At 49.8% G+C, this 22,966-nt stretch carries 23 protein-coding genes and 4 tRNA genes; 11 read left to right on the top strand and 16 right to left on the bottom strand.

Translation table 11 applies throughout. The features are described from left to right. Positions 1–5: 5 nt before the first annotated feature. From AAB417_04305 to pilM, 4 genes are read right to left on the bottom strand one after another with little or no spacing between them, the layout of a single operon-like run. Positions 6–482: a hypothetical protein gene (locus AAB417_04305; protein MEK7631214.1), complete on the bottom strand. Its 477-nt coding sequence runs from the start codon at positions 480–482 to the stop codon at positions 6–8. Then, entirely contained in the window at positions 466–1,008 is a 543-nt protein-coding gene (locus AAB417_04300) for a hypothetical protein (protein MEK7631213.1), read from the bottom strand. The genes AAB417_04305 and AAB417_04300 overlap by 17 nt, the downstream gene beginning before the upstream one ends. Beyond that, complete coding sequence (locus AAB417_04295) at positions 1,005–1,643, bottom strand: hypothetical protein (GenBank protein MEK7631212.1); 639 nt, start codon at positions 1,641–1,643, stop codon at positions 1,005–1,007. The genes AAB417_04300 and AAB417_04295 overlap by 4 nt, the downstream gene beginning before the upstream one ends. Before the next feature lie 24 nt (positions 1,644–1,667). Continuing rightward, complete coding sequence (pilM, locus tag AAB417_04290; GenBank protein ID MEK7631211.1) at positions 1,668–2,762, bottom strand: type IV pilus assembly protein PilM; 1,095 nt, start codon at positions 2,760–2,762, stop codon at positions 1,668–1,670. Positions 2,763–2,854: 92 nt separating this feature from the next. Between pilM and AAB417_04285 the strand changes: the two genes are divergently transcribed. Then, on the top strand, positions 2,855–3,508 hold the full coding sequence (locus AAB417_04285; protein ID MEK7631210.1) for a phosphoribosyltransferase family protein: 654 nt from the start codon (positions 2,855–2,857) through the stop codon (positions 3,506–3,508). Positions 3,509–3,534: 26 nt separating this feature from the next. Here AAB417_04285 and AAB417_04280 read toward each other — a convergent pair whose 3' ends face one another. The 3 genes from AAB417_04280 to AAB417_04270 all read right to left on the bottom strand — a co-directional run bounded on the left by AAB417_04280 (position 3,535) and on the right by AAB417_04270 (position 4,591). After that, positions 3,535–4,107, bottom strand: coding sequence for a hypothetical protein (locus AAB417_04280; protein ID MEK7631209.1), 573 nt, complete (start codon positions 4,105–4,107; stop codon positions 3,535–3,537). A 55-nt stretch (positions 4,108–4,162) separates the two neighbouring features. Beyond that, positions 4,163–4,486 (bottom strand): hypothetical protein, encoded by a 324-nt coding sequence (locus AAB417_04275; protein MEK7631208.1) that lies wholly within the window; start codon positions 4,484–4,486, stop codon positions 4,163–4,165. A 14-nt stretch (positions 4,487–4,500) separates the two neighbouring features. After that, positions 4,501–4,591: transfer RNA gene (locus AAB417_04270), tRNA-Ser, on the bottom strand. A gap of 54 nt (positions 4,592–4,645) precedes the next feature. On the opposite strand from AAB417_04270, the gene AAB417_04265 reads away from it, so the two are divergent. Continuing rightward, positions 4,646–5,263 (top strand): hypothetical protein, encoded by a 618-nt coding sequence (locus AAB417_04265; protein MEK7631207.1) that lies wholly within the window; start codon positions 4,646–4,648, stop codon positions 5,261–5,263. A gap of 42 nt (positions 5,264–5,305) precedes the next feature. Here the strand turns inward: AAB417_04265 and AAB417_04260 are convergent, their stop codons facing one another. Both AAB417_04260 and AAB417_04255 read right to left on the bottom strand, forming a co-directional pair. Continuing rightward, entirely contained in the window at positions 5,306–5,959 is a 654-nt protein-coding gene (locus AAB417_04260) for a molybdopterin-dependent oxidoreductase (GenBank protein ID MEK7631206.1), read from the bottom strand. Between the two features lie 17 nt (positions 5,960–5,976). Next, positions 5,977–6,807, bottom strand: a complete 831-nt coding sequence (locus AAB417_04255; GenBank protein ID MEK7631205.1) for an A/G-specific adenine glycosylase — start codon at positions 6,805–6,807, stop codon at positions 5,977–5,979. Between the two features lie 27 nt (positions 6,808–6,834). Here AAB417_04255 and AAB417_04250 point away from each other — a divergent pair, with 27 nt between their 5' ends. From AAB417_04250 to recG, 3 genes are all read left to right on the top strand, one after another. Next, complete coding sequence (locus AAB417_04250) at positions 6,835–7,374, top strand: hypothetical protein (GenBank protein ID MEK7631204.1); 540 nt, start codon at positions 6,835–6,837, stop codon at positions 7,372–7,374. Between the two features lie 9 nt (positions 7,375–7,383). After that, positions 7,384–7,455: transfer RNA gene (locus AAB417_04245), tRNA-Arg, on the top strand. Between the two features lie 24 nt (positions 7,456–7,479). Then, positions 7,480–9,585, top strand: a complete 2,106-nt coding sequence (recG, locus tag AAB417_04240; GenBank protein MEK7631203.1) for an ATP-dependent DNA helicase RecG — start codon at positions 7,480–7,482, stop codon at positions 9,583–9,585. 311 nt (positions 9,586–9,896) lie between these two features. Here recG and AAB417_04235 read toward each other — a convergent pair whose 3' ends face one another. From AAB417_04235 to AAB417_04210, 6 genes are all read right to left on the bottom strand, one after another. Further along, positions 9,897–11,435, bottom strand: coding sequence for a glycosyltransferase family 2 protein (locus AAB417_04235; GenBank protein ID MEK7631202.1), 1,539 nt, complete (start codon positions 11,433–11,435; stop codon positions 9,897–9,899). A 4-nt stretch (positions 11,436–11,439) separates the two neighbouring features. Beyond that, positions 11,440–12,345: a GNAT family N-acetyltransferase gene (locus AAB417_04230; GenBank protein MEK7631201.1), complete on the bottom strand. Its 906-nt coding sequence runs from the start codon at positions 12,343–12,345 to the stop codon at positions 11,440–11,442. 10 nt (positions 12,346–12,355) lie between these two features. After that, positions 12,356–12,429, bottom strand: a tRNA-Ile gene (locus tag AAB417_04225). A 15-nt stretch (positions 12,430–12,444) separates the two neighbouring features. After that, complete coding sequence (gene ftsH, locus AAB417_04220) at positions 12,445–14,268, bottom strand: ATP-dependent zinc metalloprotease FtsH (GenBank protein MEK7631200.1); 1,824 nt, start codon at positions 14,266–14,268, stop codon at positions 12,445–12,447. Positions 14,269–14,359: 91 nt separating this feature from the next. Beyond that, positions 14,360–15,259, bottom strand: a complete 900-nt coding sequence (locus tag AAB417_04215) for a hypothetical protein (GenBank protein ID MEK7631199.1) — start codon at positions 15,257–15,259, stop codon at positions 14,360–14,362. A 215-nt stretch (positions 15,260–15,474) separates the two neighbouring features. Then, positions 15,475–16,266, bottom strand: a complete 792-nt coding sequence (locus AAB417_04210; protein MEK7631198.1) for a hypothetical protein — start codon at positions 16,264–16,266, stop codon at positions 15,475–15,477. Between the two features lie 133 nt (positions 16,267–16,399). Here AAB417_04210 and dprA point away from each other — a divergent pair, with 133 nt between their 5' ends. From dprA to AAB417_04195, 3 genes are read left to right on the top strand one after another with little or no spacing between them, the layout of a single operon-like run. Beyond that, positions 16,400–17,269, top strand: coding sequence for a DNA-processing protein DprA (dprA, locus tag AAB417_04205; GenBank protein MEK7631197.1), 870 nt, complete (start codon positions 16,400–16,402; stop codon positions 17,267–17,269). A 2-nt stretch (positions 17,270–17,271) separates the two neighbouring features. Beyond that, on the top strand, positions 17,272–19,344 hold the full coding sequence (gene topA / locus AAB417_04200) for a type I DNA topoisomerase (protein MEK7631196.1): 2,073 nt from the start codon (positions 17,272–17,274) through the stop codon (positions 19,342–19,344). A 3-nt stretch (positions 19,345–19,347) separates the two neighbouring features. Then, positions 19,348–21,063, top strand: a complete 1,716-nt coding sequence (locus AAB417_04195) for a RelA/SpoT family protein (protein MEK7631195.1) — start codon at positions 19,348–19,350, stop codon at positions 21,061–21,063. Here AAB417_04195 and AAB417_04190 read toward each other — a convergent pair. Next, on the bottom strand, positions 21,053–21,943 hold the full coding sequence (locus AAB417_04190) for a ParB/RepB/Spo0J family partition protein (protein ID MEK7631194.1): 891 nt from the start codon (positions 21,941–21,943) through the stop codon (positions 21,053–21,055). The two genes, AAB417_04195 and AAB417_04190, sit on opposite strands and share 11 nt — an antisense overlap. Before the next feature lie 167 nt (positions 21,944–22,110). On the opposite strand from AAB417_04190, the gene AAB417_04185 reads away from it, so the two are divergent. The 3 genes from AAB417_04185 to AAB417_04175 all read left to right on the top strand — a co-directional run. Then, entirely contained in the window at positions 22,111–22,350 is a 240-nt protein-coding gene (locus AAB417_04185; GenBank protein ID MEK7631193.1) for a GIY-YIG nuclease family protein, read from the top strand. Between the two features lie 6 nt (positions 22,351–22,356). Next, positions 22,357–22,443: transfer RNA gene (locus AAB417_04180), tRNA-Leu, on the top strand. A 164-nt stretch (positions 22,444–22,607) separates the two neighbouring features. Continuing rightward, on the top strand, positions 22,608–22,966 hold a 359-nt coding region (locus tag AAB417_04175), incomplete at its 3' end, for an SPFH domain-containing protein (GenBank protein ID MEK7631192.1).

Here is a 22,966-nt window from a genome sequence, read left to right as displayed (position 1 = left end):
GTAATTTAGCGCCTGATGCGAACTGTACTGCCCGCCGGCGGAGGAGGTGACCCTCCGACTCCTGGGGTTGACGGTTTAGGACCAGTCCCTGGCACCTCCCAAAGCTCAAAGACTCTCCCCGGACGCGGAAATGCTTCTGGAATGATGATAACAGGCTCGACGAGAGTCTTGAATTTTGCATCATTGAAAAATTCGGTATCAAAAGAGACATCAGCAATGGAATTATAAATAGTGAGTGCGTCTTGAACACCTTGCGCCTCCTTTGGCAGCGCACCCTTTTCTTCCTGCCCTAGCGGCTTTACGCCCGCAGCCTCTTCGGTTCTGACAACGGGAGCGTTGTCTCCGACACCTTGGGTAAAATAGCGATATGTCATAAAAGTAGCTATGATGACGACGACGATACCCACACCCAAAAAGATCATCTGTTTGTTGTTACCCCCCGAACGACCGTTATAAAAATTACCACTATTGATTCCCGGCATAGTAAAACTTACCTTGTAATGAAAGTGCGTAAAACGACTTTGGTTCAGTTGCATCCTGCGCACGGGTAATTTTCAAGATATCCACATCCATCAACCGCAAGTTTGATTCTATTTTAGTCAAAAGTTGGCGTATACTGCCATACGGACCGACAAGCGTTATATCAAATGAAAGCGCTTTTTGAGCTTGTTTGTCAGCCGCCTTACCACCAAGATCCGTCACATTAATAGTCTTTGCCCTGAGGCCCGATTCTTTGACGATATCATTGAGAAATACATAGAGATCTTCCGACGCCACCTGTGCAGGCACGAGAAGACCCAACCGGCGAATATCCTTTTCACTCACATTGGCGAGCCGATCAAGATATTTGATACGATCTTCTTTTGTACGCTCTGCATTTTCAAGAATCGTTTGCATTTTTCCAATATCATCCCACTGCTGACGCACTTCGGTGACTAGCGGAAAAGCAAAAAACTGAATTGACATCAGGGCGCCTACAAAAATAAAAATGACAAGGATTCCTTTCATAGATCCTCCTCGGATGAACCTCCTTGGGGAGGCGGGGGTGGTAAAACGATATCATCTTCGGTACTGACGGGAGCCGCACCTGGTCTCGTGCGTAAATATTCTGGTGTGAGTATTACATCAACAGCAAAATCAATCGCTCCACGATCGGTCAGCGTTGGGGGCTTGAACGAGTATGATTTCACGATACTTTTAAGCTCGGGGTTGCGATAATATTTGACCTGCTGGGCAAACTGGAGATACCCTTCGGCGGTGAGTTCCATCTTTACACTTTCTTTTGCGAAATCAAATGAGCGAATTTTGATCGAGTCGAGGGTGTGGCGTTCAGCAAAAATAAATGCTTGGGAAGAATATACATGACCATCAAGAACCTTCTTGGCGATAGCGATACGATCCTGAATACTCTTGATATTTTTGAGAGACGCAAGCTCAGTCTCATCTTGTAGCTCTTTGAGCTTTTCTACCACTTTTGTTTTTTGCTGTTCGTTAGATTTTTTGAGCAAAAACAGACCGCCTGTAAAGGCAAGTGCCAATACCGCGACAACAATAGCAAGAACACTAAAAAGCCCAAGACCCTGTCGGGGTACTGTGGTTGGAGGAGAGAGCTGTGAATGTGATATGAACTTTTGTTCTTCCATCGCCTACAAATAAGTATACACCCACTAATCCATTGCGCCGAGGGCTCGCAAGGTTAAACCTGTGGCTACGCTAAAACTTGGCGCAATACTCTTGAGTGTTGGCTGTAAAAATGCGGGATATACCAGCTGACCAAACGGATTTGAGAGCAACACTTCGATGCCGAGCTTCTCTACCGCATAATCCACAAGCCCCGGCATCAAACTCCCCCCTCCCACAAGTACCGCGTGATCAATCGGTAGCCCCGTGCGGCGCCGAAATGTCGTGCGCACACGGTCAGCCTCGTCAAAGATTGAATCAAGTAAAGGTGTGATAGTATGGCGGACGCCCGCGGCCTCGGGACGATTTGAGATGCCCACATCACGCTTGACCTGTTCGGCTCGCTTGAAATCAACGCCGAGTGACTGCGATATGGCGAGTGAAAAAGATTGCGATGCGCGATCTACATGATGCACCGCCTGCACAACGCCTTGGTTTACAATAGAAATCTTGCTTGAAAGAGCACCGATATCAAAAAGCAGGGTCGCGCCGCGCATACGCGAAGACAAGATGCGCGCCGCGCTAAATACCTCGATCTCAAACCCCAACGATTCTATCTTTGCCTGCGAAAGGATGCGTTTATATTTTTCAACAACATCTTTCTGTACGGCGGCGAGCAATATCTTGATAGTATGCGAGCTGTCGCCTTCTGCGGCAGGAATCCTCCACCAATCTACCATCACGTCAGAGAGTGGTATTGGGATATATCTGCGTGCTTCAAACTGGATAGCTTCTGCCAACTGCTGGTCATTGAGCTCTGGCATATCAATAGTAGTGATAAAGCTATAGCGAAGCGGTATAGAGATAATACCGCGGGTTGCGGTTGCCCCCGCCTCGCGCCTCAAGTCGACGAGCATCTCGGATACTTTTTCATCAGCCAAAAGAGTTGCGCGCCCTGCCTCACCCCCCGTATAGGCCGCAGTTGAAAGCTCGCCATAGGTTTCAAGCACCGCCTGTTCACGGTCTTTGCGGATTTGTATAATTTTGAGTGAAGACGCTCCTACATCGATACCAAGAACACTCCGATCCTTGGTAAAGGCTTTGAGAAATCCGAGCGGGTTGAATGAAGAGATACCTTTCATGTATTAAACCAAAAAGCGCGCCACGATATTGGCATAATCAAATGATATCATAAAAATAAGGCGATTCTGTGCGTAATGTTATCCACACAACGATGCAAATACTTTTTCCTCCCCGTTGCGGCGGGTGCGGGGCGCGTGGGGTGTGGATTTGTGATGCATGCGCCCTCGATATACGAGCATATAGCGAAAGTTGCTTTTTCTGCGAGACACGAGCTCCGTCTACTCGCGTCTGCGCGCCGTGCGCAAAGCGCTTTGCTATCGAGGCAATCGCATGGCCGTGGAGGTACAACCACGAAAAGACTCATAAAATCATCGGCGACTACAAATATAAAGGGCTTCGGGGTGCGGCCCCCGCACTCGCAAAGCATTTACAGCAAACAATTATTCAAAATCTATCAAAAGACGACTGGCATACACTACCAATACCCATACACAAATCAAAAGAACGCGAGCGCGGGTTCAATCAATCGTATCTGATAGCGCGCGAACTTGGCCTACCACTCATAGGCCGTGCACTGGTGCGTACGGTTGCAACACCACCTCAAGCCAGATCAGACTCGCGCAAAGCGCGATTTGAGAGCATCCGCGACGCTTTCGAGATAAAAAGACCTCAAGATATAGAAGGCAAGGCAATCTTACTCATCGATGATGTCGCCACCACCGGCGCCACCCTCTCGGAAGCCGCTCGCCTTCTCAAACGCCACGGTGCACGAAGAATTGCTGCCGCGGTGTTAGCACATGGGTAACTTTTTTATTAAAATGAACTCAAAATCTAGTTATTTAATTCTAAGAAGTCTAACTTATCTCCGACGATCTTCTCTACTCCATCCTGAGTAAGCTTACATGCCTCATCTGCAAAGGGGTTATCAAAATAAAAAGCTTTGCCTGAAAAAACATTTTTAGGCGTGGCCCAAAAGACCACGGCTCCAATATTTTGTATTTGAGAGTAAAGATTCCGATTTCTGATAGAGCTCCCTATCAACTCTCCTTCTCGAAAATGAAGTTGGGGCAACCCCTCCATTACAACTTCTGCCGACCATAAGTCTGTATCAAGCTCGACTATAAGTAGAGTTTTGTAGTTTGGATAATTAACTAGCTTTTCATTTGCTAATTTGAAATAGTCCTCTATTCTATTTGAAAGAGTCTCCAGATTTCCAGTTTTATTTTCAAGCGACCCTCCCTTCTCTCTCTTCAGCTCTACGGCAAGCTTATATTGATGATTAGCAAGATCTGCAGTTTTTGTGATTATAGACTCAGCATCACCGTCTACCCATCCTAATAGATTTTTATTCAATTTATCTAACCACCAAGAAACTCGCTCTTTTTCTTCCAATTTATCGTACATAAAATTCAAGTATACTTCGAATATCTGAAGTAGGTAGCTTTAATTGCTATAGTAATTATTCAATAGTTAAACGACATACATTAAGGCCATCTTTGCTTTTGCATCCGACGCCACATTCATAATCACCACGCTCTAGATTTGGATCGCCCTTTGCAGCGGCGGAATCTTCAACCCAATCGCGGCAAGCTTGAACCGAGCCTACATTCATACGACTTTCCCACTCGGCCAAATTATTGGCATCTGGATAATAGAAAGCATCCACCTTCTCCCACGGAGCACTGCTTCCCGACCAGAAGACACCAGCCAGAAACGAAGGAGCGGCAGAAAGTATCCAAACTATAAGCGCTATTTCTACGATCCACTTAATAGATGTTTTCATATTGTTTATATAATTGGCGGAGGCGGAAGGATTCGAACCTTCGAGGCGCTTTTGGCGCCTACCTCATTAGCAGTGAGGTGCTTTCGGCCACTCAGCCACGCCTCCATTCATCTATTTTGTAATAGCACTCTACCACATTTTCGCCTTCATTCAACCCGCTTGCATTACGGTCTTGCCGGCGCTACGCTCGTGGCAGAACCTCAACAGAAGGGAGACGCTATGAAAGCGCTCATGAGGATGTTCGTAGCAGTCGTGGCGGTGATGTTGGTAGGTGTGGCAGACGCGAAATCCCCTCCTGACTTCGAGCTCTTCAACATCAACAACCTCGATTCGGTACAAGAGGCAAAGCTCATCGGTCATGTCGAGACGCAGGCGCGCCTGATCTTTGGCGAGTACTTCTTGCGCGTCGAGCTCATGCCGCTCACGATCAAGCAAGAAGGCAAGGGCAAACTCCATCTGCCGGGACAGGCGCCCAAAGATGGCACCTTCGAAAGCTTGGTCGAAACGCGCGCCATCATGATCTTCTATGCGCCACTTCCCCCGCCGCGCGACCCGATGCCCGTGGGTATGGTACGCGAGAAGCTCTCGCAACCTTTCATCTGGCCTGATGGGCGTACCGCGCAAATGAAGTTCGGCCACAACAAACCCATGAACCCTGACGAGCTCGGCATGGTCAATCAGAACTCTCAATCTGCATCAGCTCCACAAGAATCGAAGATTGGGCTTCTGCCTATCTTCATCGAGCTCACACGCGAAGCGTCACGGCAAGCAGCCTAGACGCATACGGCTTCCCCGCCTCGGGGAAGCCGATTTTTCTTTTTATGAGTATCGTTCCTCTATCCACGGGTCGGCATGGTTGTGATATCCGCGTGTCTCCCAAAAGCCAGGCTCATCGTGATCGAGAAATTCGATGCCAGTCAAAAACTTTGCTGACTTCCAACCGTACAGTGTGGGTACAATCATACGCACAGGTCCCCCGTGCTCGGGTGGGATCTCTTTACCTTCTAACTCGTAGGCGATCAGCACATTCTTACCCAAAGCTTCTGCAAGCGGCACATTGGTCGTGTATTTATCATATGAATGAAAGATAACGGTTGTCGCCGTAGGTTTTGGTTTTACCAGCTGGCAAAAACGCGAAAACAACATACCTCCCCACGGAAGATCATAGCGCGACCAACGCGTGACACAATGAAAATCAAGCGTGCGCTCGTCATGGCCCAGTGTGCGGATTTCATCTAAAGAAAAATCACGCGTAGTCTCGGACAGACCCCTTACAAAAATCTTCCAGCTTGCGTACTCGTCATGCCGTGGGCGAATGCCAAGATCAAGTATCGGAAAGCCCTGTGTTAAAATCTGCCCCGGCGGCAAACGATCAGCATGACCTGCATCACGCTCACCCGTCGTTTTATGCTGGCTTGCTTGGCGCTCTTTAGCTTCAATATATTTTTCATTGTACTGCGGGTCGTCTGACATATGGGTATGCTAGCATCTTACCGCTTTGCTCTCCATCCATTTTTTGTACGCTCTATAAATCCTTCTGCGGCGAGCATCGCCAATATTGATGTTGCACGATCACGCCAACCCTCAAGATGCGGGTCGCGCGCCATATATGTTTTTATAGCGGCGAGTGTCGTGCTCTTACTCCTCGCTAGCACAAAATCCAAAAGCTTTGCGCGTGCATAGCGCTGTGAGCCTTCAAACTTTGATTGGCGCGTATAGTGTTTGCTTTTACGGTTTGGGTTTTCTATGCCTTTAAGCGCACCTGCACCATAATCCATCAGCGCCCAATACCATTCGCGTGCGTTTTTGCGCGGGATGGTTTTTTCTATGATAGGTAAAAGTTGCTTGTCACTTACCTCATCTTTGTCCGCAAAAAAATAATGGATATATATGCGTCTGATATTGGTCTCAATCACTACCTCGTGCGCATTCCACGCAAACACGCGCACCGCGCGCGCCGTATACGGGCCGATGCCGGGCAACGCTTTGAGAGCGCGGGCTTCGCGCGGTACCTTACCGCCGTGATCGCGTATGATACTTTGTACCGCTCGCTGTAAATTGAGCGCGCGGCGATTGTATCCGAGGCCACGCCAAACACGCAATACTTTGCTAGATGGCGCCTTGGCAAGCGCGCCGACCGTGGGAAACGCGACCAAAAACTCTTTGTATTTTGTGCGCACTCTATCTACTTGCGTTTGCTGCAACATAATCTCTGATACTAAAATACGATATGGATCGCGCGTACGGCGCCACGCCAAATCATGCCTACCGTGTTTGTGGTACCAGCTGAGTACGAGTTTCCTAAACGCCGCGTGAGTCATCAAGCCTCACTATGATATACTTTTGATATGCCATCAATCAACGATGTCAAAAAAAGAAAACCTGAATACGCGCCTGCCCATATGCCCGTTCGTGAGCATCCGCAGACTGTACGGATGATCCGCTGGCAAGCGCCTGAGTATACCCACTACGAAAAAACGGCTGACTGGTATTGGTCAGCTGGCGTCATCATGCTGGCACTCTTGGTCAGCTCGTACTATCTCGAAAGCATCCTGTTTGCCTTCCTCATATTGATAGGCGGAATCGCGGTCATGCTCTACGGCGCACGCAAGCCCGAGATCGTTACCTTTGAAGTGTCGGGTATGGGAATTCGTGTAGGTGATAGACTTTTTCCCTTTGAAACGCTACAATCATTTTGGATTTTCTATCGTGCAGGTGACATCAAAGAACTCTCGGTTCGCTCTGATCAGCTCTTGGTGCCTATGATAAAAATCCCTCTTGGTGACCAAGACCCTATAGCACTTCGTGAGCTCCTCCTCGACTTTATGCCGGAGGTAGCCCAAGAAGAACCTCTCGTCGAGGTGATAGCACGGTTGCTGAAGTTTTAGACAATACACGCGCTCGTCGTTCAATGGATAGGACGCAAGCTTGCGGAGCTTGCAATCGAGGTTCGATTCCTCGCGAGCGCACAAAAAAGTATACAATATCTAAATATGTCGCACTCACTCGAAACGCCCCTTTCCGATCTTTTTCGGCTGACTGATATTCAAAAACGCGCGCTTGCCAAAATTGGCGTGCAGAGCGCAGGTGATCTTCTGCGCTATCTCCCCTCACGCTACACACGCGCCTCATCGATCAAAGCCATCAAAGATATCTCTGATGGTGATACCGTAGCGGTTGAAGGCAAGATACTATCGCTCGAAGCAAAGAAAACTTTTCAAAAGCGCCTGCGCATCACCGAGGCCCGTATCGCCGACCAGACCGGTGAGATCACCGCCGTATGGTTCCACCAGCCTTATATCTCAAAGCAACTCGCCAAAGATGACCTCGTGCGACTTGAAGGCAAGGTGAGTGACCGCAAAGGATCGCTCTTTCTCTCAAATCCTGTGTACGAAAAAATTGGCCAGCTATTTTTGGCTGAATCCGTCACGGGATCGTTTTTACCTGTATATCCTGCTACACGCGGCGCATCGAGCCGCTGGATCCAGTTTCATATTTTAAAAACCTACGAGGCGATTAGAGGCGAAACATTCACGGACCCGGTACCTAAAGAGATTTTAGCGCGCTATAATCTGCCAAATCTGCAAACCGCCATACGCGCTGCGCACTGGCCCAAGAGTGAAAAAGAAAACGAAGGCGCGCGCAAACGCCTCGCGTTCGATGAAATCTTTTTCATCCAACTCTCACGCATGCAAGAACGCATGCGCCTCGAAGAAACCGCCTCGCTCCCCATCCCACCAGACAAAAAAGCCCTTGATGCCTTTATGGCTTCGCTCCCCTTTTCTTTTACTAAAACGCAGGAAAAAGTCTTTGAGGCGATCACGAGTGATATCAGTAAAAAAACTCCTATGGCGCGCCTCTTGGAGGGTGATGTGGGTTCGGGCAAGACCGTCATTGCGGCAGGTGCTGCGGCTCTGGCAACCAATGCGGGTTTTCAGGCAACCTACATGGCGCCGACCGAAATCTTGGCGCGCCAACACTTTGATACATTTTCAAAACTACTCGGCACACCGTTTCGTAAGATTGGTCTTTTGACCTCATCTGAGGCGCTCGTCTATCCATCAAAAGCATTTGGCGGCAAACCAGCGCACATATCAAAAGCACAGTTATTCAAATGGCTTGAGTCAGGCGAAGTAACCGTACTCATCGGCACGCACGCACTTCTATCTGAAAAAGTGCGCTTTCGGCATTTGGCATTTATCGTAGTTGATGAACAACATCGCTTTGGAGTTAGGCAGCGCATGCGACTCGCCAAATCAAAATCACGCGATCATGAGTATAATCCCCACTTTCTCTCGATGACGGCCACGCCTATCCCCCGCACGCTTGCGCTCACGGTGTTTGGTGACCTTGATCTATCAGTGCTCGACGAATTGCCACCGGGCCGGTCACCTATCATCACCGAGGTTCTATTAAAACCGAAAGATCGCTCGTGGGATTTTGCGCGTAGTGAACTCGAGGCCGGCCGGCAGGCATACATCATCTGCTCGCGTATCGATGAGGGGGACGACGAGCGCAAATCGGTCAAAAAAGAATATGAGCGTATGAGCAAAGAAATTTTTCCGGAGTTTAAAAGCGCCATGCTCCACGGCAAAATGACGCCGCGCGACAAGGAAAAAACGCTAGCGGATTTTAGAGAGAATAAGATTCAGATTCTTGTCGCCACCTCAGTCGTCGAAGTTGGTATCGATGTGCCCAACGCCACTATCATGATCGTCGAGGGCGCTGACCGCTTTGGCCTCGCCCAACTCCATCAGCTCCGAGGGCGCATCGGCCGTGGCACCCACCAGTCATATTTTTATGCGATCTGCGAATCGTCGGCCCAGACAACACTCGCGCGCTTGCGCGCGCTCAAAAATGCAAAAAACGGCTTTGAGCTTGCCGAGCGTGATTTAGAACTGCGTGGCCCCGGCGAGCTCACCGGCAAAAACCAATGGGGTCTGTCAGACATCGGTATGGAAGCGCTCAAAAATATAAAGATGGTTGAGGCCGCACGCACGGAGGCGCGAGCACTTCTCGAGCGCGATCGTGATCTCGAAAAACACCCAGCACTCAAATTGGCCGTCTCACGGATGCAAAGCGGCTATCACTTTGAATAAATTAATAAGGCCCTACACCAGAAAAAATACTAAATATGGCAAACCCCGAGAAGATAATGAGCGAAACTGTAGCTAGAAAGTAAAAGGCAAAAGATACACTCCACTCTGGCCTAAGGAGGCACGATATAAGCCCCGATAAACCGAGCAAAAATGCTCCCGGAAATAAGAAAAGGAAAATAAATCTTTCAAGAAACTGCTGACACCCAGCAGACGAACATGGAACAATACTTGTATTTAAAATCAAAATACCCGAGATCAAAAAGGCGCCCGAGACAAACAATATCTTCATGTACATATTATACGCAAAAATATCATTTCAATCGACTTTTTGGCGTAATCCAAAAACCTAATCGCCATTTGCCGCCGAGGGCAAGGCGAGTTTGCGCCTCGAGGCCTGGGAACGCGCCGAAGAAGATAATTGAGAGTGGCATTAAGATCCAATGGAGCAATAATGGCGCGCGGTGCTTATCCGCATAATCGTCTTTGGTATGACGCAACATTGCCTGTGAGATCGCAGCTGATGTGACAATACCGAACATCGCGAGTGTCATGATGCGGCGCGTCATCTGCGGAAGATTGAATGAGAGCACCGTGCCGTTGAACTCTCTACCGCCCAAATACAACGGCAGCCAACCGAGCGCAAAGATAATGAGCGCATTGGTCGCCCACGACCAAAACCCTTCGAGCGCGTTAAACGAAAAACGCAATTTGGTGCCCAGCGGTACTTTTTTATTTTTTATAAAGTTAAATAACATATACGGCACATTCTCAACCCCCCACCCCCAGCGGCGTTGCTGTTTGTAAATATTTTTTGCGGTTTGCCACAGCGTGGGCGCAGCATTGGCATCGAGCGATACGGGGTACGAGAGTGGCACCGCGCGCCAGTCGCCGTCATACCAAAAGAAATGATTCCAAAAGATGCGTGAATCCTCTGAGACAATATTGGTTTGCCAAAAATCAACCTCTACCAGACTCAGAAAACTCATTGAGTGCGATGAAAAAGTAGTGAGTCGCTCGGGGCGCTCTTGCTGCATCATCTGCCAAAAGGTACCGGAAGCCGCGACCACACGCGCAAGCGCGCCTGACTCCCATACATTGTTGTGGTAGAGCGGTACCGGTTGGAAGCTCGATCGATATGGGCGCTCGGCTGTCAGAAAATGCCACGCCAAACATAAAAAATATTGAGAGTAGAGCTTGGTGTCTTCATCAAATGATGAGACGAGGATATCAGCATAAGGAATATTGTGCGCATCTACGATCTTTTGTGCCTCGCGCATACCGTAGGTTTCGTTTGATCCCTTGCCACGCATCTCGCCGGCGACTCCCTGCGGATGATAGGTGACAGAGAAAATACCAAACTTGTCAGTATAGTTTTTTTGCATCTGTGCGCCCACCCGGCACGCGACCTCACCTTTGTCTTCGAGAGCCAATACCACCATCATGCGTTCGCGCGGCCAGCGCGCCAATACTATCAAATCGAGCGATTCACGGATGACATCGGCTGATTCTCCGGCAGACGGCACTATCACCAACTGCCAAAGATGATCCCATTTTTTATCTGTAAGTTTTTCTGTCCAATCAATAGCCAAATGCCGCTGCATACGCCGCCAATTGGCACGCACATGAAATGATAAAAAGACTGTTTTGATAAGCCAAAAAAGATCAAAGACAATAATAAAAACAGCGACCCACACTGGTCGCCACCATGAAAAGAAAAACGCCCCCACAATGGTCGCCCATGCGAGAACCGCGGGCAACATTTCGAGCGCACGATAGAGCGCTCGGTCCTTACCCTGCAGGTCGCTTGCCTGACCTATGTGCAAATAGCTTTTTTTAGTCTCATTATTCATGGCACTATGCTCGTACTATAGAGAACACATGCGTTTTATACCAGCGCACGGGTTGGAATTGATTTTTGAAGCGAGTAAGCTCCTTTTCACCTCCCGCCATATCGGCATACGCGTACCCTGCATTTTTTATCCACATAAAATCTTCAAGATATAAAACAACGCCGATATCCTGAAACGCGTAGTCATGGATGCCGACTGCGCCGTAATAGTAGCCCGGTTTACCGGGAAATTTCCAGCCCCCGTTGATACCTGCAAGCTGGCCGTCGACAAAGATTGCGCGTGCGCTCACAAAACCAGCAAAGACATTTTCAATACACGCATGATATCGCCCGTCATACGCGCGATCATGCGCGCCTCGCACGCTCTTCCACCGGTCAACAAGCCCGTGGAGGTCGTGAGTATCTACTTCTCGCGCATCACGCACTTCGACTTGATGCTCACGATACAATTTATTGCGGGCGTTGCGAATAGTCTTCCAGTGACCACCAGGAAGCGCAGAGTCAAACGCATGCATATCATAGACCGGCCATGTCATCGTGTAATTTATGGCACGAGCCTTGAGCGTTTTTGGTAGCATACCTAACACTTCTTTTCTCACGGGTGTTTTGAGCTCAACGACAACTTTTTTGATAAGTGAGCTTGCCAACGCTTCACGGGCAAAATCACACACCGTACGCGCGACATCTTCGGTGGGCACCAACGGTTCTTCAAGCATGCCCCATTCGTTGCCATCGTCATACGCGAGAACCGCGCGACCATCAGACAGGTGAATCAAAAGTGGCGGTCGCACTTCGCCCTTTGCGACAGACAAAAACCAATCAGCGTTGTGCTCGGGCGTTCGGCCATACCTGCGCGTAAGATCAAAAAGCAGCGATCGTGCCTCCGCGGTATCTATATGAGTAACTTCCATTTATTTACTGTGCGAGTGCCTGGACTCGAACCAGGAACCGCCGAGGTATAAGCTCGGTGCTCTAACCAGTTGAGCTACACTCGCAAGAACAGGTTCATCTTATGCTGTTCCTACAATTCGCGCAAACTCGTCGCGCTCGATTGTTTCTTTCTCGATGAGCACACGGGCTATCTCTTCGAGCTTTGATTTGCGATCACGCAAAATCTTTTGTGCTTTAGCAAGCGCGCCCTTCATGATCGTGCTTACCTCGTGGTCAATTTTCTGCGCGGTTGATTCAGAATAATTTTTCTCAGCACCTATCTCCTTACCTAAAAATACCAACTGATTGTCCTCGCCAAAAGTAATCGGCCCCAAGGTTTTTGACATGCCGTAGCGCTGTACAATATCACGCGCGATAGCACTTGCCTTACGAAGATCGTCTGACGCGCCCGTAGTGAGATCGCCGAAAATAAAATTTTCAGCCGCATACCCACCAAGCGCTACCGCTATCTCATCTAAGAAATGTGCGCGCGAATACAAATGTCTATCAAACGCAGGAAGCTTGAGTGTGTAACCGAGCGCACGGCCGCGCGATATGACGGAGACCTTGTGCACCGGATCGGCGTTGGGAAGTGACGCGGCAACAAGCGCATGGCCTGCCTCATGATACGCGGAGATTTTCTTTTCTTCTTTGTTGATGATATGTCCTTTGCGCTCGGGTCCCAAAATAACCTTGTCAATCGATTTGAGGATATCGAGCTCATTGATCTCACGCTTGCCAGCACGCGCCGCCAAAATCGCCGCCTCATTTACCAAGTTTTCCAAATCAGCACCCGAAAAGCCTGGGGTGCGCTCGGCAATATTCTTGAGACGCACATCTTTAGCAAGTGGTTTTGATTTTGAGTGAATCATCAAAATAGCTTCACGCTGTTTGATATCAGGAAGATCGACAACAACGCGGCGGTCAAAACGGCCCGGACGCAACAGCGCGGGGTCCAAGATATCAGGACGATTGGTCGCCGCCATCACAATCACCTGATCGGAGGTATCAAAACCATCCATCTCTACTAAAATCTGATTGAGTGTCTGTTCGCGCTCGTCGTGTCCGCCACCCATACCTGCACCACGGTGACGACCGATCGCATCGACTTCATCAATAAAAATAATCGCGGGAGAAGCTTTTTTTGCCATCTTAAATAGATCGCGCACACGCGACGCGCCCACACCTACAAACATTTCTACGAATTCTGACCCTGACAACTGGAAAAACGGCACGCCCGCCTCACCGGCAACGGCTTTGGCAAGGAGCGTTTTGCCCGTACCGGGCGCACCCATCAAAAGGACACCCCGTGGAATACGCGCGCCGATATCAAGAAACTTTTTGGGATGCTTGAGAAAATCAACAATCTCACGAAGTTCTTCTTTAGCTTCGTCGACGCCTGCGACATCTTTGAAGGTTACGCGATTGCGTTCATTGTCAGGCGCGATAATACGCGCGCGTGACTGACCAAAGCTCATCGACTGCACACTCGATCGCTGTACTTGGCGTGACATAAACCAAATAAACCCGATGATAAACGCGAGTGAGATAATAGTAGGCAACAGCGCGCTCGCCCAAAACGAAAGACCTGAAGGATCTTTTTCTGTATGTTTGAATGTCGAGAGTTGGGCTGCCGGTACGCCGTAGTTGATTAGTGTATCGGTGAGTGACGAGCCCTCTTCTTTTTTGGAAGCAAAGCGTGAGCCGTCACGGAGTTTGATATCAAGCACGCTACCCTCGACAATGATTTCCTCAACTTCGCCTGCATTCACCTTGCCTACGAGTTCAGAGAGTGCCAAATCTTTTGACTCCTGAAACGAATCAGAAACCGCCGAATAGAAGGTCGCCAGAAAAAACAAAATAAGAAAACCGTATAAAATATGTTTTGCAGTAAACTTCATCATAATAGTTAGTATACGCAAAATTTCTGAAAATGAAAATGCTCCACCAAGGGTCGCCTTGGTGGAGCATTTGGGGTGCTGCGGCACCCCCCGTTTATGCGGCGCGGACCTCGTCATCGATGACGACGACATCCTTTGCCTCATCGTTATACTTCGTCGGCCTGTCCTTGGTAAGTTCGGGCTTGACAGTCCTGCCGACCCGTACGATCTCGCCGGGGGCGAGGTACACGAGCCGACTTGACCGCGTGATACTCGTCCAGTGCACCCGAGCCTTACGGCCATCGGCAAGCGTGAGCCCACCGATACCGTTGGCGGCATCCCAATGATCAACGCCAGCCGTACCGGAGGCGAGACCATTGAAGATGAAATCGGGCTCGGCCTGTTGTCCCAGATACGGCGGCAGTGTGACACCGAGGGCCCCGAACATGTCGGGCAAAACTGCGAGGAGCTGATCCCACTGATGGTCTCGCGCCTCGAAGTACGGGCACCGCACAACACCCTTGGCATCGTAGCAGTGCACATCATACTGCTCTTGCACGATCAGGAAGAACTGACCGTGCTGACTCACGAGCGAGGCGCTGTAGAAAATCAGCTTCCCGTCGCGCCACTCAACGAATCGCATGGCGTTGCTGGGGTACTCCGTGTGAGGAATGCCCGCAATCCTACCACTGTCGGGCGGCGAATTGGTCAGCTTGATCTGAATGCGAAGTCTGTACCACCGCCCAGCCTCCACCTCGTGGCGATCGCTAGCTGCCTCGTGCTTGAGATCGATACCCTTGCTGCCCCCCACCATGAACGGGAGGATCTGAGCGTCGCCGTGGACACGCACATGCATATCCACATAGCACTCAGTGCCCTCCTCGAGATGAAACCGTTCGGGTATGAAGCCGTCGGCCTCCAGTACGAGTCGACGACCGCCCCTTTTGAGGTGAATATCGAGCGAATCTTCGAACAGAACGGGCTCCGAAACCTTCTTTGCTGCTGCTTTTCTCAAAGTGTTACCCTGCCTTTCGCGCCTCTTGGGCGCTCTGTGTGCTTGTTAATAGAAAGACCAAGAATGACCTTGGTTAACGAAGTAATAGCAAGAACTTTACAAAAAATATATTATCATAAAATACTTAAAATGTCAAATAAGGCTTTATGTGCGTGAAATGAAAAAGGCCATAGGGAGTTTCCTCCCTATGGCCACCCGCGTGTGTGCGGGTATTGCTACCGAAGCTGCTTGGGTACCCCTCCGTGCTTGACTCGCGCAAGCGAGCACAAAACATTGAAGAGCCATCCGCCCATTTTTCCCAGCGGCGTGGGATTGGCAATGTCGAACCCCTCACCACGCAAGTCGCCGCCAACGCGTGCAGTCACACCCTTGTCGGTGACCGTGAGCTCGGCCATGTAGCGCCGGCCCTCGTGCCGCCAGTCAAGCCAGTAGGTACCCGACTTGCCGTCGATGAAAGCATGGAAGGGACCCTCGTCTTGCAACGATGGAAGCTTGGACTTCTTCGCTGGCAGCGCTCTCTGCTCGGGCGAAACCTTGATCTGGTCCGGGTAGAGCTTGGTGACTTCCACCAGCCCAGAGAACACCCCCATGATGAACTCATCGCCAGAGGCCGGCCCGTAGTGACGACCCTGCCAGATGAGCACGCCCTTGGCGTTGGGGATGATCATGCCCGCGCCTCGAGCGCGCTCGACAAGGTTCGCGGCTACTTCCTTTCCGCCGTCGATTGCGCCAGCAGGAAGCCTGTCGTGGATATCGAACGCCGCCGCGTACATCTTGTAGTAGCTGCTGATGCTCGTGTTCTGACGGGCGTATGGCGTGAACAATCCGTACATGAAGTGTGCCACGCGCCGCACAATCTCGAGATCCTCGGCGCCGATCGCCGCACCTCCCGAGAGCGCTTCGGTGCGCTGACGAATCGTTTCCTCGAAACCGAGTTCGTGCGCCTCATGCGAGATGCTCGCGTATGCGCCTTCTCGAGCGTCGTTATTCAACTGTCCTTCGGACATGATACCCTCCTCTATGTTGTGGCGCTTTCGCGCGTTTCTGGAGTACTGAAACTTTGAAAAAGTATATCATTTTATTCTATTTTGTCAAGTTATCCATTGACGACCGCGAATCTCTTCGCATACTCTCAAAACTATGGAGCCTTCTATATATAGCATCACCTCTTCGCACCAAAGTTGGCCTGCGCTCCTACGCGAATTACCCGCAAAGGCGATACCCGCAGCGCTCCATATAAAAGGATCGCTCCCCTCGTCCGACACACTCATTGTGGCAATCGTGGGCAGTAGAAACCCCACCCGCTACGGCAAAGATATGACCGAAGAAATTGCCCGCGCACTCGCGCGCCGTGGCATTGTGATTGCGTCAGGCATGGCTCGAGGTGTTGATACTATCGCGCATCGCGCAGCGCTTGATGCGGGCACACCGACAATCGCGGTACTCGGGTCAGGGCTTTCTGAAAAAGTAATATATCCTAAAGACAACATCGGTCTTTCACGCGAGATTGCTACAAAAAATGGCGCGGTCATATCTGAGTACGAACCTAACCAAAAACCCGAACTCTGGACATTTCCGCAAAGAAACCGTATTATTGCGGGCATCGCGAAAGCAGTCATTGTAACCGAGGCTGGCGAGAAGTCGGGCGCACTTATCACGGCACGCTATGCTCTCGAATATGGACGCGATGTACTCGCCCTACCCGGGCAGATGACAAGCCCACTTTCGCGCGGGACAAACTCACTTTTAAAAGAAGGAGCGACGCCCATCGTGAGCATCGAGAGTATTTTTGAAGCGTTGGGCATCGAGACATCGGAGGCACCTCTGGATTCCGCCAATCGATCTCCATCTGAGCGCGCGATTCTCGAGAGTCTTGCCGAAGAACTCTCGACCGATCAGATCATCGGGCGCACGCGTCTCACGCCCCAAATAGTTCTCGCGGATACTGCATCGCTCGAGATTGAGGGTATGATTAAACAGACAGGAGGAGTGTGGCGTAAACTTATATAATTATGGCAACAAAAACAAAATCAAAACCGAGGGCTAAAAAACTCAAAACACTCGTCATTGTCGAGTCACCGACCAAAGCGAAAACAATCTCGCGTTTTTTGAGTTCTGCGTATATCGTTGAATCGAGCTTTGGCCATATCCGTGATCTACCAAGCTCATCGCTCGGTATCAATGTCGATGGAGATTTTGCACCCAAGTACATCATCCCGCGCAAAAAAAGTCCCGCGGTTAAAATACTCAAAGCGGCGGCAAAAAAAGCGAGTCGTATTATCCTGGCGACTGACGAGGACCGTGAGGGAGAAGCAATCGCATGGCACCTTGCTGCCGCCCTCAATATCGAGGTACCTGAGCGCATCGTATTTCATGAGATCACCAAGACCGCTATTGAAGAGGCGCTCTTGCATCCGCGTCCGCTCGACCTTCATCTTGTCGACGCTCAACAAGCGCGACGCGTCCTTGACCGCCTTGTAGGATACAAGCTCTCGCCCTTTTTGTGGAAAAAAGTGATGCGCGGACTATCAGCTGGACGCGTACAGTCAGTGGCGTTACGCCTCATTGTCGAGCGCGAACGAGAACGCGAAGCATTTATTAAACAAGAATACTGGACTATTGGTGGATCATTTTTTACGCCATCGCGCGCGCAATTTGTAGCAGAACTTGTCTCAGTAAATGGAAAACCGCTTGAAAAGTTTGATATTTCGTCAGAAGACAAGGCAAAAACTCTTGAGAAAAAACTGGCGGATAGAGAATGGCTCATTGAATCGGTCGAGAAAAAGCGATCATCGCGCGCGCCCGCAGCTCCTTTTACAACGAGTACGCTCCAACAAGAAGCATCGCGCCGCCTACGCTTTAGCGCAAAGCAAACGATGATGCTCGCCCAACAGCTCTACGAAGGTATCGAGGTGGCAGAAGGTTCGGTAGGTCTTATCACCTACATGCGTACCGACTCGACCAATCTTTCGGTCTCATCGCAAATAGCCGCTTGTGAATATCTAACCCGCGAGCTTGGCGCCGAGTACGCTATGGAAACCGCGCGTGTGTACAAAACAAAATCAAAGGGCGCGCAGGAGGCGCACGAAGCTATTCGTCCGAGTGATGTGTCGCGCACACCCGAATCAGTAGCGCCTCACCTTGAACCCAAACAAGCGAAACTCTATGAGCTTATCTGGCGAAGATTCGTCGCCTCACAAATGCCCAACGCCATCTTTGATGTCTCGACGATCGTCGTCGCCGACAAACAAGAGTTGGGCACCAAATTTCGCACATCAGGTCAAATTATTTCTTTTGATGGTTTCTTGAAAGTATGGAAAACAAAATCAGAAGAACTCGAATTGCCCGATGTCAAAGAAAACCAAATCGTATCACTCGAATCGATCGATCCTACGCAACACTTTACCGAACCGCCTGCGCGCTTTTCTGACGCAACGCTCGTCAAAATACTTGAAAAAAATGGTATTGGCCGACCGTCGACCTACGCGCCAACCATCTCAACAATCATCGAACGCGGATATGTGGTGCGTGATCCGCAGCGGCGTCATCAACCATCAGAGGTAGGTCTCATTGTCAACGACCTAATCGTAGAACACTTCCCCGAAATAGTTGATCTCGCCTTTACCGCCGAGATGGAAGAAAAGTTTGATGAAATCGCAGAGGGCGAAAAAGAATGGATGCCAATCATCAAAGAATTTTATGAACCGTTTGCCAAGCACTTGGAAGAAAAATATGAAACCGTAGAAAAACGCGAGATGACCGAGCCCGCGGGCGAGGATTGCCCCAAGTGCGGCAAACCCATGATCATCCGTCATGGCCGCTTTGGCAGATTCATCGCCTGCTCGGGCTTTCCTGACTGCAAAACAACAAAAACACTCCCACCAAAATCAATGGGCATCAAATGCCCTGAATGCAATGAGGGTGATATGGTAGAGCGTAAAACACGCCAGCGTCGCCTTTTCTACGGATGCTCACGCTATCCTACTTGCAAGTACGCTACCTGGAAGCGCCCAGGCAATCCTGATACTGAGGGCGAGGAAGCAAAAAAAGATGACGACAAAGAACAAGAGCAAGACGACGAATAATATATGCATAAAACATGGGATCAATTTGCTAGCACCCTGACTCGCTTTACGGCGACGGAGCAAGCTCTTATTAAAAAAGCATTTGATCTCTCGGTAAGTTCGCATGCGGGGCAAATGCGCGCATCAGGTGATCTGTATATCACGCATCCTATTGCTGTCGCCGAAAAACTTATCACACTCAAGCTTGACGCGCCCGCGATTGCCGCGGCCCTCTTGCACGATGTCTTGGAAGATACGGAGCTGACTAAAAAAGAAGTTGAGCAAGAATTGGGATCTGAAGTGGCGTTTTTGGTAGAAAGTTTGACAAAATTTGATCGCGTACGCTACCGCGGATTTGAGAGAGCCGCCGAATCAATGCGTAAAATGTTTTTGGCTGTCGCCCAAGATATTCGTGTGGTTATCATCAAACTCGCCGACCGCCTGCACAACATGCATACGATAGGAGCATTGGCACCCGAAAAACAAAAGCGTATTTCTGCCGAAACCCTCGAGATCTACGCGCCACTCGCCTATCGCCTTGGCATGGGTGAGATGAAAGGTGAACTCGAAGATTTGGCCTTTCCTATCATCTATCCTGACGAGGCGAAAAAACTTGCTAGTGATGTAAAAAAAATATTGCCCCAGCGCACCGAATATGTCTCGCGCGTAGCGCCCATCGTTGAACGCGAGTTGAGTACGGGTGGCGTTACTACTGCTACGGTAAACTTTCGCGAGAAACATTACTATAGTCTTTGGAAAAAACTTCAGCGCTATGACAACGACATCTCGCGTATCGCAGATTTGGTAGCACTTCGTATCATTGTCGATACGGTTGAGCAATGCTACCAAGCGCTCGGCATCATCCATGCTACTTGGCGCCCCGTGCCAGGCCGTATCAAAGACTATATCTCAATGCCAAAGCCCAACGGTTACCAGTCGCTTCACACCACGGTATTTTGCGAAGATGATATCGTAGCCGAATTTCAAATCCGCACACGCGCCATGCACGAAGCAGCTGAGTTCGGCGTGACCGCCCACTGGGCATATGTAGAAGGCGGCAAACCGCGCGCGGGCATCAAAGTTGCTGAAGAAAAAATCGCATGGATCCGCAAGTTACAAGAGTGGCAGCGTGACTTTGCCGAAGGAGCATCGAATGAAGATTTTGTAGAAGCACTCAAAATAGATTTTTTTAAAGACCGCATTTTTGTACTCACCCCACGCGGCGAGGTGATCGACCTACCAGAAGGGGCCACACCGATCGACTTTGCCTACCATGTGCACTCCGAGATCGGTGACCGGATGACAGGCGCTAAAGTAAACGGCAAGATGGTACCTTTCACCTACGCACTCGCGTCGGGCGATACTACTGAGGTCATTACCGCAAAAAACGCGAAACCAAGCTCCGATTGGCTTACCATCGCGCGCTCGACGGTCGCACGCGGACATATCCGCGCGGCATTGCGACGCATGGGCATCGAGCCGGTCACGGTACGCCGCTCAAACGCACGCGCACCAAAACACTCAACGCTACGCATTACGCGCGTAAGTCGTGTGGGCCTTCTCAAAGAGATCGTCACCCTGCTCACGAAAGAAAAAATTAATATGGAGAAAACGGACGCGGACGCAAAAAATCCCATTATGACGATTGAGTGCATCATACCCAAAGCATGCGATACCAAAAAACTTATAGCGCGCCTGCGCCGTATCAAAGGAGTTAAAAATATAGAGATTACACCGTAAACTGCTCTTCGGTCGCTTGCGCCATACGCTCACTCTCAAGCCGCTCTTCGCGTTCGCGCATGAGCTTTGCGGTAATACCGTACAGTTCTTCGTCTGAGAAAAATTCGATGGAGATCTTGCCTTTACCGCCCGCCTCTTTATGGATCTCAACGCGCGTACCCAGCACATTGCCAAGGCGTTCTTCTACCGCACGAGTTTCCGCGCTTGGTAAGTCTTCTACTTTGCGCGCACGCTCACGCGCGATACGGCGCGAGATGCGCTCTGCCTCACGCACCGAGATGTGGTGATCCAGAATATCAAGAAAAAGTTCTTTTTGCTCTTCGGGTCGGGTTGAGAGCATGAGGAGAGGGCGCGTATGACCTTCAGTTATTTTCCCTCCTCGTACCGCTTCCTGCATATCTTGTGGCAACATCAAAATACGAATAGTATTGGCGATCGATTCGCGTGACTTACCTACGCGCCCTGCGATCTCGGGCTGGGTCATTGCAAACTCATCGATCAAGCGTTTATAGGCAATCGCGCGCTCGATAGCGTTGAGATCTTGGCGTTGCACATTTTCTACCAACGCTAACTCGAGGCGAACCTTTGCTGGCTCTTCACGACGAATAGTGACAGGAACTTCCCGAAGACCTATCATTTGCGATGCGCGAAAACGCCTTTCACCTGCTACGAGTTCATAGGTCACCTCGGTACCCGTCTCACTTTCACGCTCGATGCGCGTTACCACAAGCGCCTGCAAAATACCGTACTGGCGAATTGATTCGGCAAGGCCCTTGAGTGCCGCCTCATCAAACTCAGTACGGGGCTGATATGGGTTGGGTTTGATCTTTTCTACCGGGATCCAGAAGACACTTTCTTTCTCTTTCAATTCGTCAGGCATGCACCCAGAATAGAGAAATATTGGAAAAATGACAACGGAATGCTAGTATGGTGAGGAATCTTATTTGCCGCGGTGCCCGCCGGAGGCGGGTAAAGCGGAAAAATTGGCATATTTAGTCGCCTTAGGCGACCGCGCACGACTCATCTTTGATAAGTCAGCCTAACAACATGATTTTTATATATGTCATAAAAAGCACTCAACATAAATACAGATATGTTGGTATCACGAGCGATATTCAACGAAGAATCTCGGAGCACAACGGTGGTAAAACAAAAAGTACAAAAGGGTACGCTCCATTTACACTAGTCCTTACAGAACACTATAAAGACTACACTGAAGCACGCAAACGCGAGATATTTCTCAAAAGCGGGAAGGGTCGACAACTGCTCGATTCATTGATAGTGTAACTGCATGCCGCGGTGGCGGAATTGGCATACGCGCACGACTCAAAATCGTGTGTCCTCACGGGCGTGTGGGTTCGACTCCCACCCGCGGCACCATTAGGGAACTCATCGGTTTTTTGGAAGCCAAAATGCGGGACATACGGACTTCTTGCGTTTGATGATTTGCGCCGGAGCATGATATACTAAACACAAACAAGAAATGGAAATCCGCAGGGCTTGACCTATTGCGCTTTCCAGACTTATGCTATAATAAAAATACTATGGAAATATTTATTTGGCCGATAATTAGTTTCGTATTTTTTCTCGTTCTTTTTGGATTGAGGATAGTTGATCAATATGAACGTGGAGTTGTGCTTACTCTTGGTAAATACACTGGGACGCGCTCGCCAGGACTCACGTGGATTTTGATTGGAATTCAGAAAATGACCAAAGTTGATTTGCGTATCACCACGACCGACATACCACAGCAAGAAGTTATCACAAAAGACAATGTTCCCGTGGGCATCAATGCGGTCGTCTACTTCCAAGTCCAAAATGCCGAGCAGGCTGTTTTGACTATAAAAGATTACACGCTTGCGGTTTCCCAATATGCACAAGCGGCACTTCGAGATGTTATCGG

It is taken from the genome of Patescibacteria group bacterium, assembly GCA_038064855.1.
Taxonomy (GTDB): domain Bacteria; phylum Patescibacteriota; class Minisyncoccia; order Ryanbacterales; family GWA2-47-10b; genus SICQ01.
This window is presented reverse-complemented; position numbering and strand designations above follow the sequence as displayed.

What these genes read in the sequence shown, in the direction of transcription:
- dprA (MEK7631197.1), top strand. Translation starts at nt 16,400, where the DNA reads ATGGAGCCTTCTATATATAGCATCACCTCTTCGCACCAAAGTTGGCCT.
- AAB417_04300 (MEK7631213.1), bottom strand. Translation starts at nt 1,008, where the DNA reads ATGAAAGGAATCCTTGTCATTTTTATTTTTGTAGGCGCCCTGATGTCA.
- AAB417_04190 (MEK7631194.1), bottom strand. Translation starts at nt 21,943, where the DNA reads ATGCCTGACGAATTGAAAGAGAAAGAAAGTGTCTTCTGGATCCCGGTA.
- ftsH (MEK7631200.1), bottom strand. Translation starts at nt 14,268, where the DNA reads ATGATGAAGTTTACTGCAAAACATATTTTATACGGTTTTCTTATTTTG.
- AAB417_04280 (MEK7631209.1), bottom strand. Translation starts at nt 4,107, where the DNA reads ATGTACGATAAATTGGAAGAAAAAGAGCGAGTTTCTTGGTGGTTAGAT.
- topA (MEK7631196.1), top strand. Translation starts at nt 17,272, where the DNA reads ATGGCAACAAAAACAAAATCAAAACCGAGGGCTAAAAAACTCAAAACA.
- AAB417_04275 (MEK7631208.1), bottom strand. Translation starts at nt 4,486, where the DNA reads ATGAAAACATCTATTAAGTGGATCGTAGAAATAGCGCTTATAGTTTGG.
- AAB417_04235 (MEK7631202.1), bottom strand. Translation starts at nt 11,435, where the DNA reads ATGAATAATGAGACTAAAAAAAGCTATTTGCACATAGGTCAGGCAAGC.
- AAB417_04260 (MEK7631206.1), bottom strand. Translation starts at nt 5,959, where the DNA reads ATGTCAGACGACCCGCAGTACAATGAAAAATATATTGAAGCTAAAGAG.
- pilM (MEK7631211.1), bottom strand. Translation starts at nt 2,762, where the DNA reads ATGAAAGGTATCTCTTCATTCAACCCGCTCGGATTTCTCAAAGCCTTT.
- AAB417_04185 (MEK7631193.1), top strand. Translation starts at nt 22,111, where the DNA reads ATGATTTTTATATATGTCATAAAAAGCACTCAACATAAATACAGATAT.
- AAB417_04210 (MEK7631198.1), bottom strand. Translation starts at nt 16,266, where the DNA reads ATGTCCGAAGGACAGTTGAATAACGACGCTCGAGAAGGCGCATACGCG.
- AAB417_04255 (MEK7631205.1), bottom strand. Translation starts at nt 6,807, where the DNA reads ATGACTCACGCGGCGTTTAGGAAACTCGTACTCAGCTGGTACCACAAA.
- AAB417_04295 (MEK7631212.1), bottom strand. Translation starts at nt 1,643, where the DNA reads ATGGAAGAACAAAAGTTCATATCACATTCACAGCTCTCTCCTCCAACC.
- AAB417_04285 (MEK7631210.1), top strand. Translation starts at nt 2,855, where the DNA reads ATGCAAATACTTTTTCCTCCCCGTTGCGGCGGGTGCGGGGCGCGTGGG.
- AAB417_04305 (MEK7631214.1), bottom strand. Translation starts at nt 482, where the DNA reads ATGCCGGGAATCAATAGTGGTAATTTTTATAACGGTCGTTCGGGGGGT.
- AAB417_04195 (MEK7631195.1), top strand. Translation starts at nt 19,348, where the DNA reads ATGCATAAAACATGGGATCAATTTGCTAGCACCCTGACTCGCTTTACG.
- AAB417_04250 (MEK7631204.1), top strand. Translation starts at nt 6,835, where the DNA reads ATGCCATCAATCAACGATGTCAAAAAAAGAAAACCTGAATACGCGCCT.
- AAB417_04230 (MEK7631201.1), bottom strand. Translation starts at nt 12,345, where the DNA reads ATGGAAGTTACTCATATAGATACCGCGGAGGCACGATCGCTGCTTTTT.
- recG (MEK7631203.1), top strand. Translation starts at nt 7,480, where the DNA reads ATGTCGCACTCACTCGAAACGCCCCTTTCCGATCTTTTTCGGCTGACT.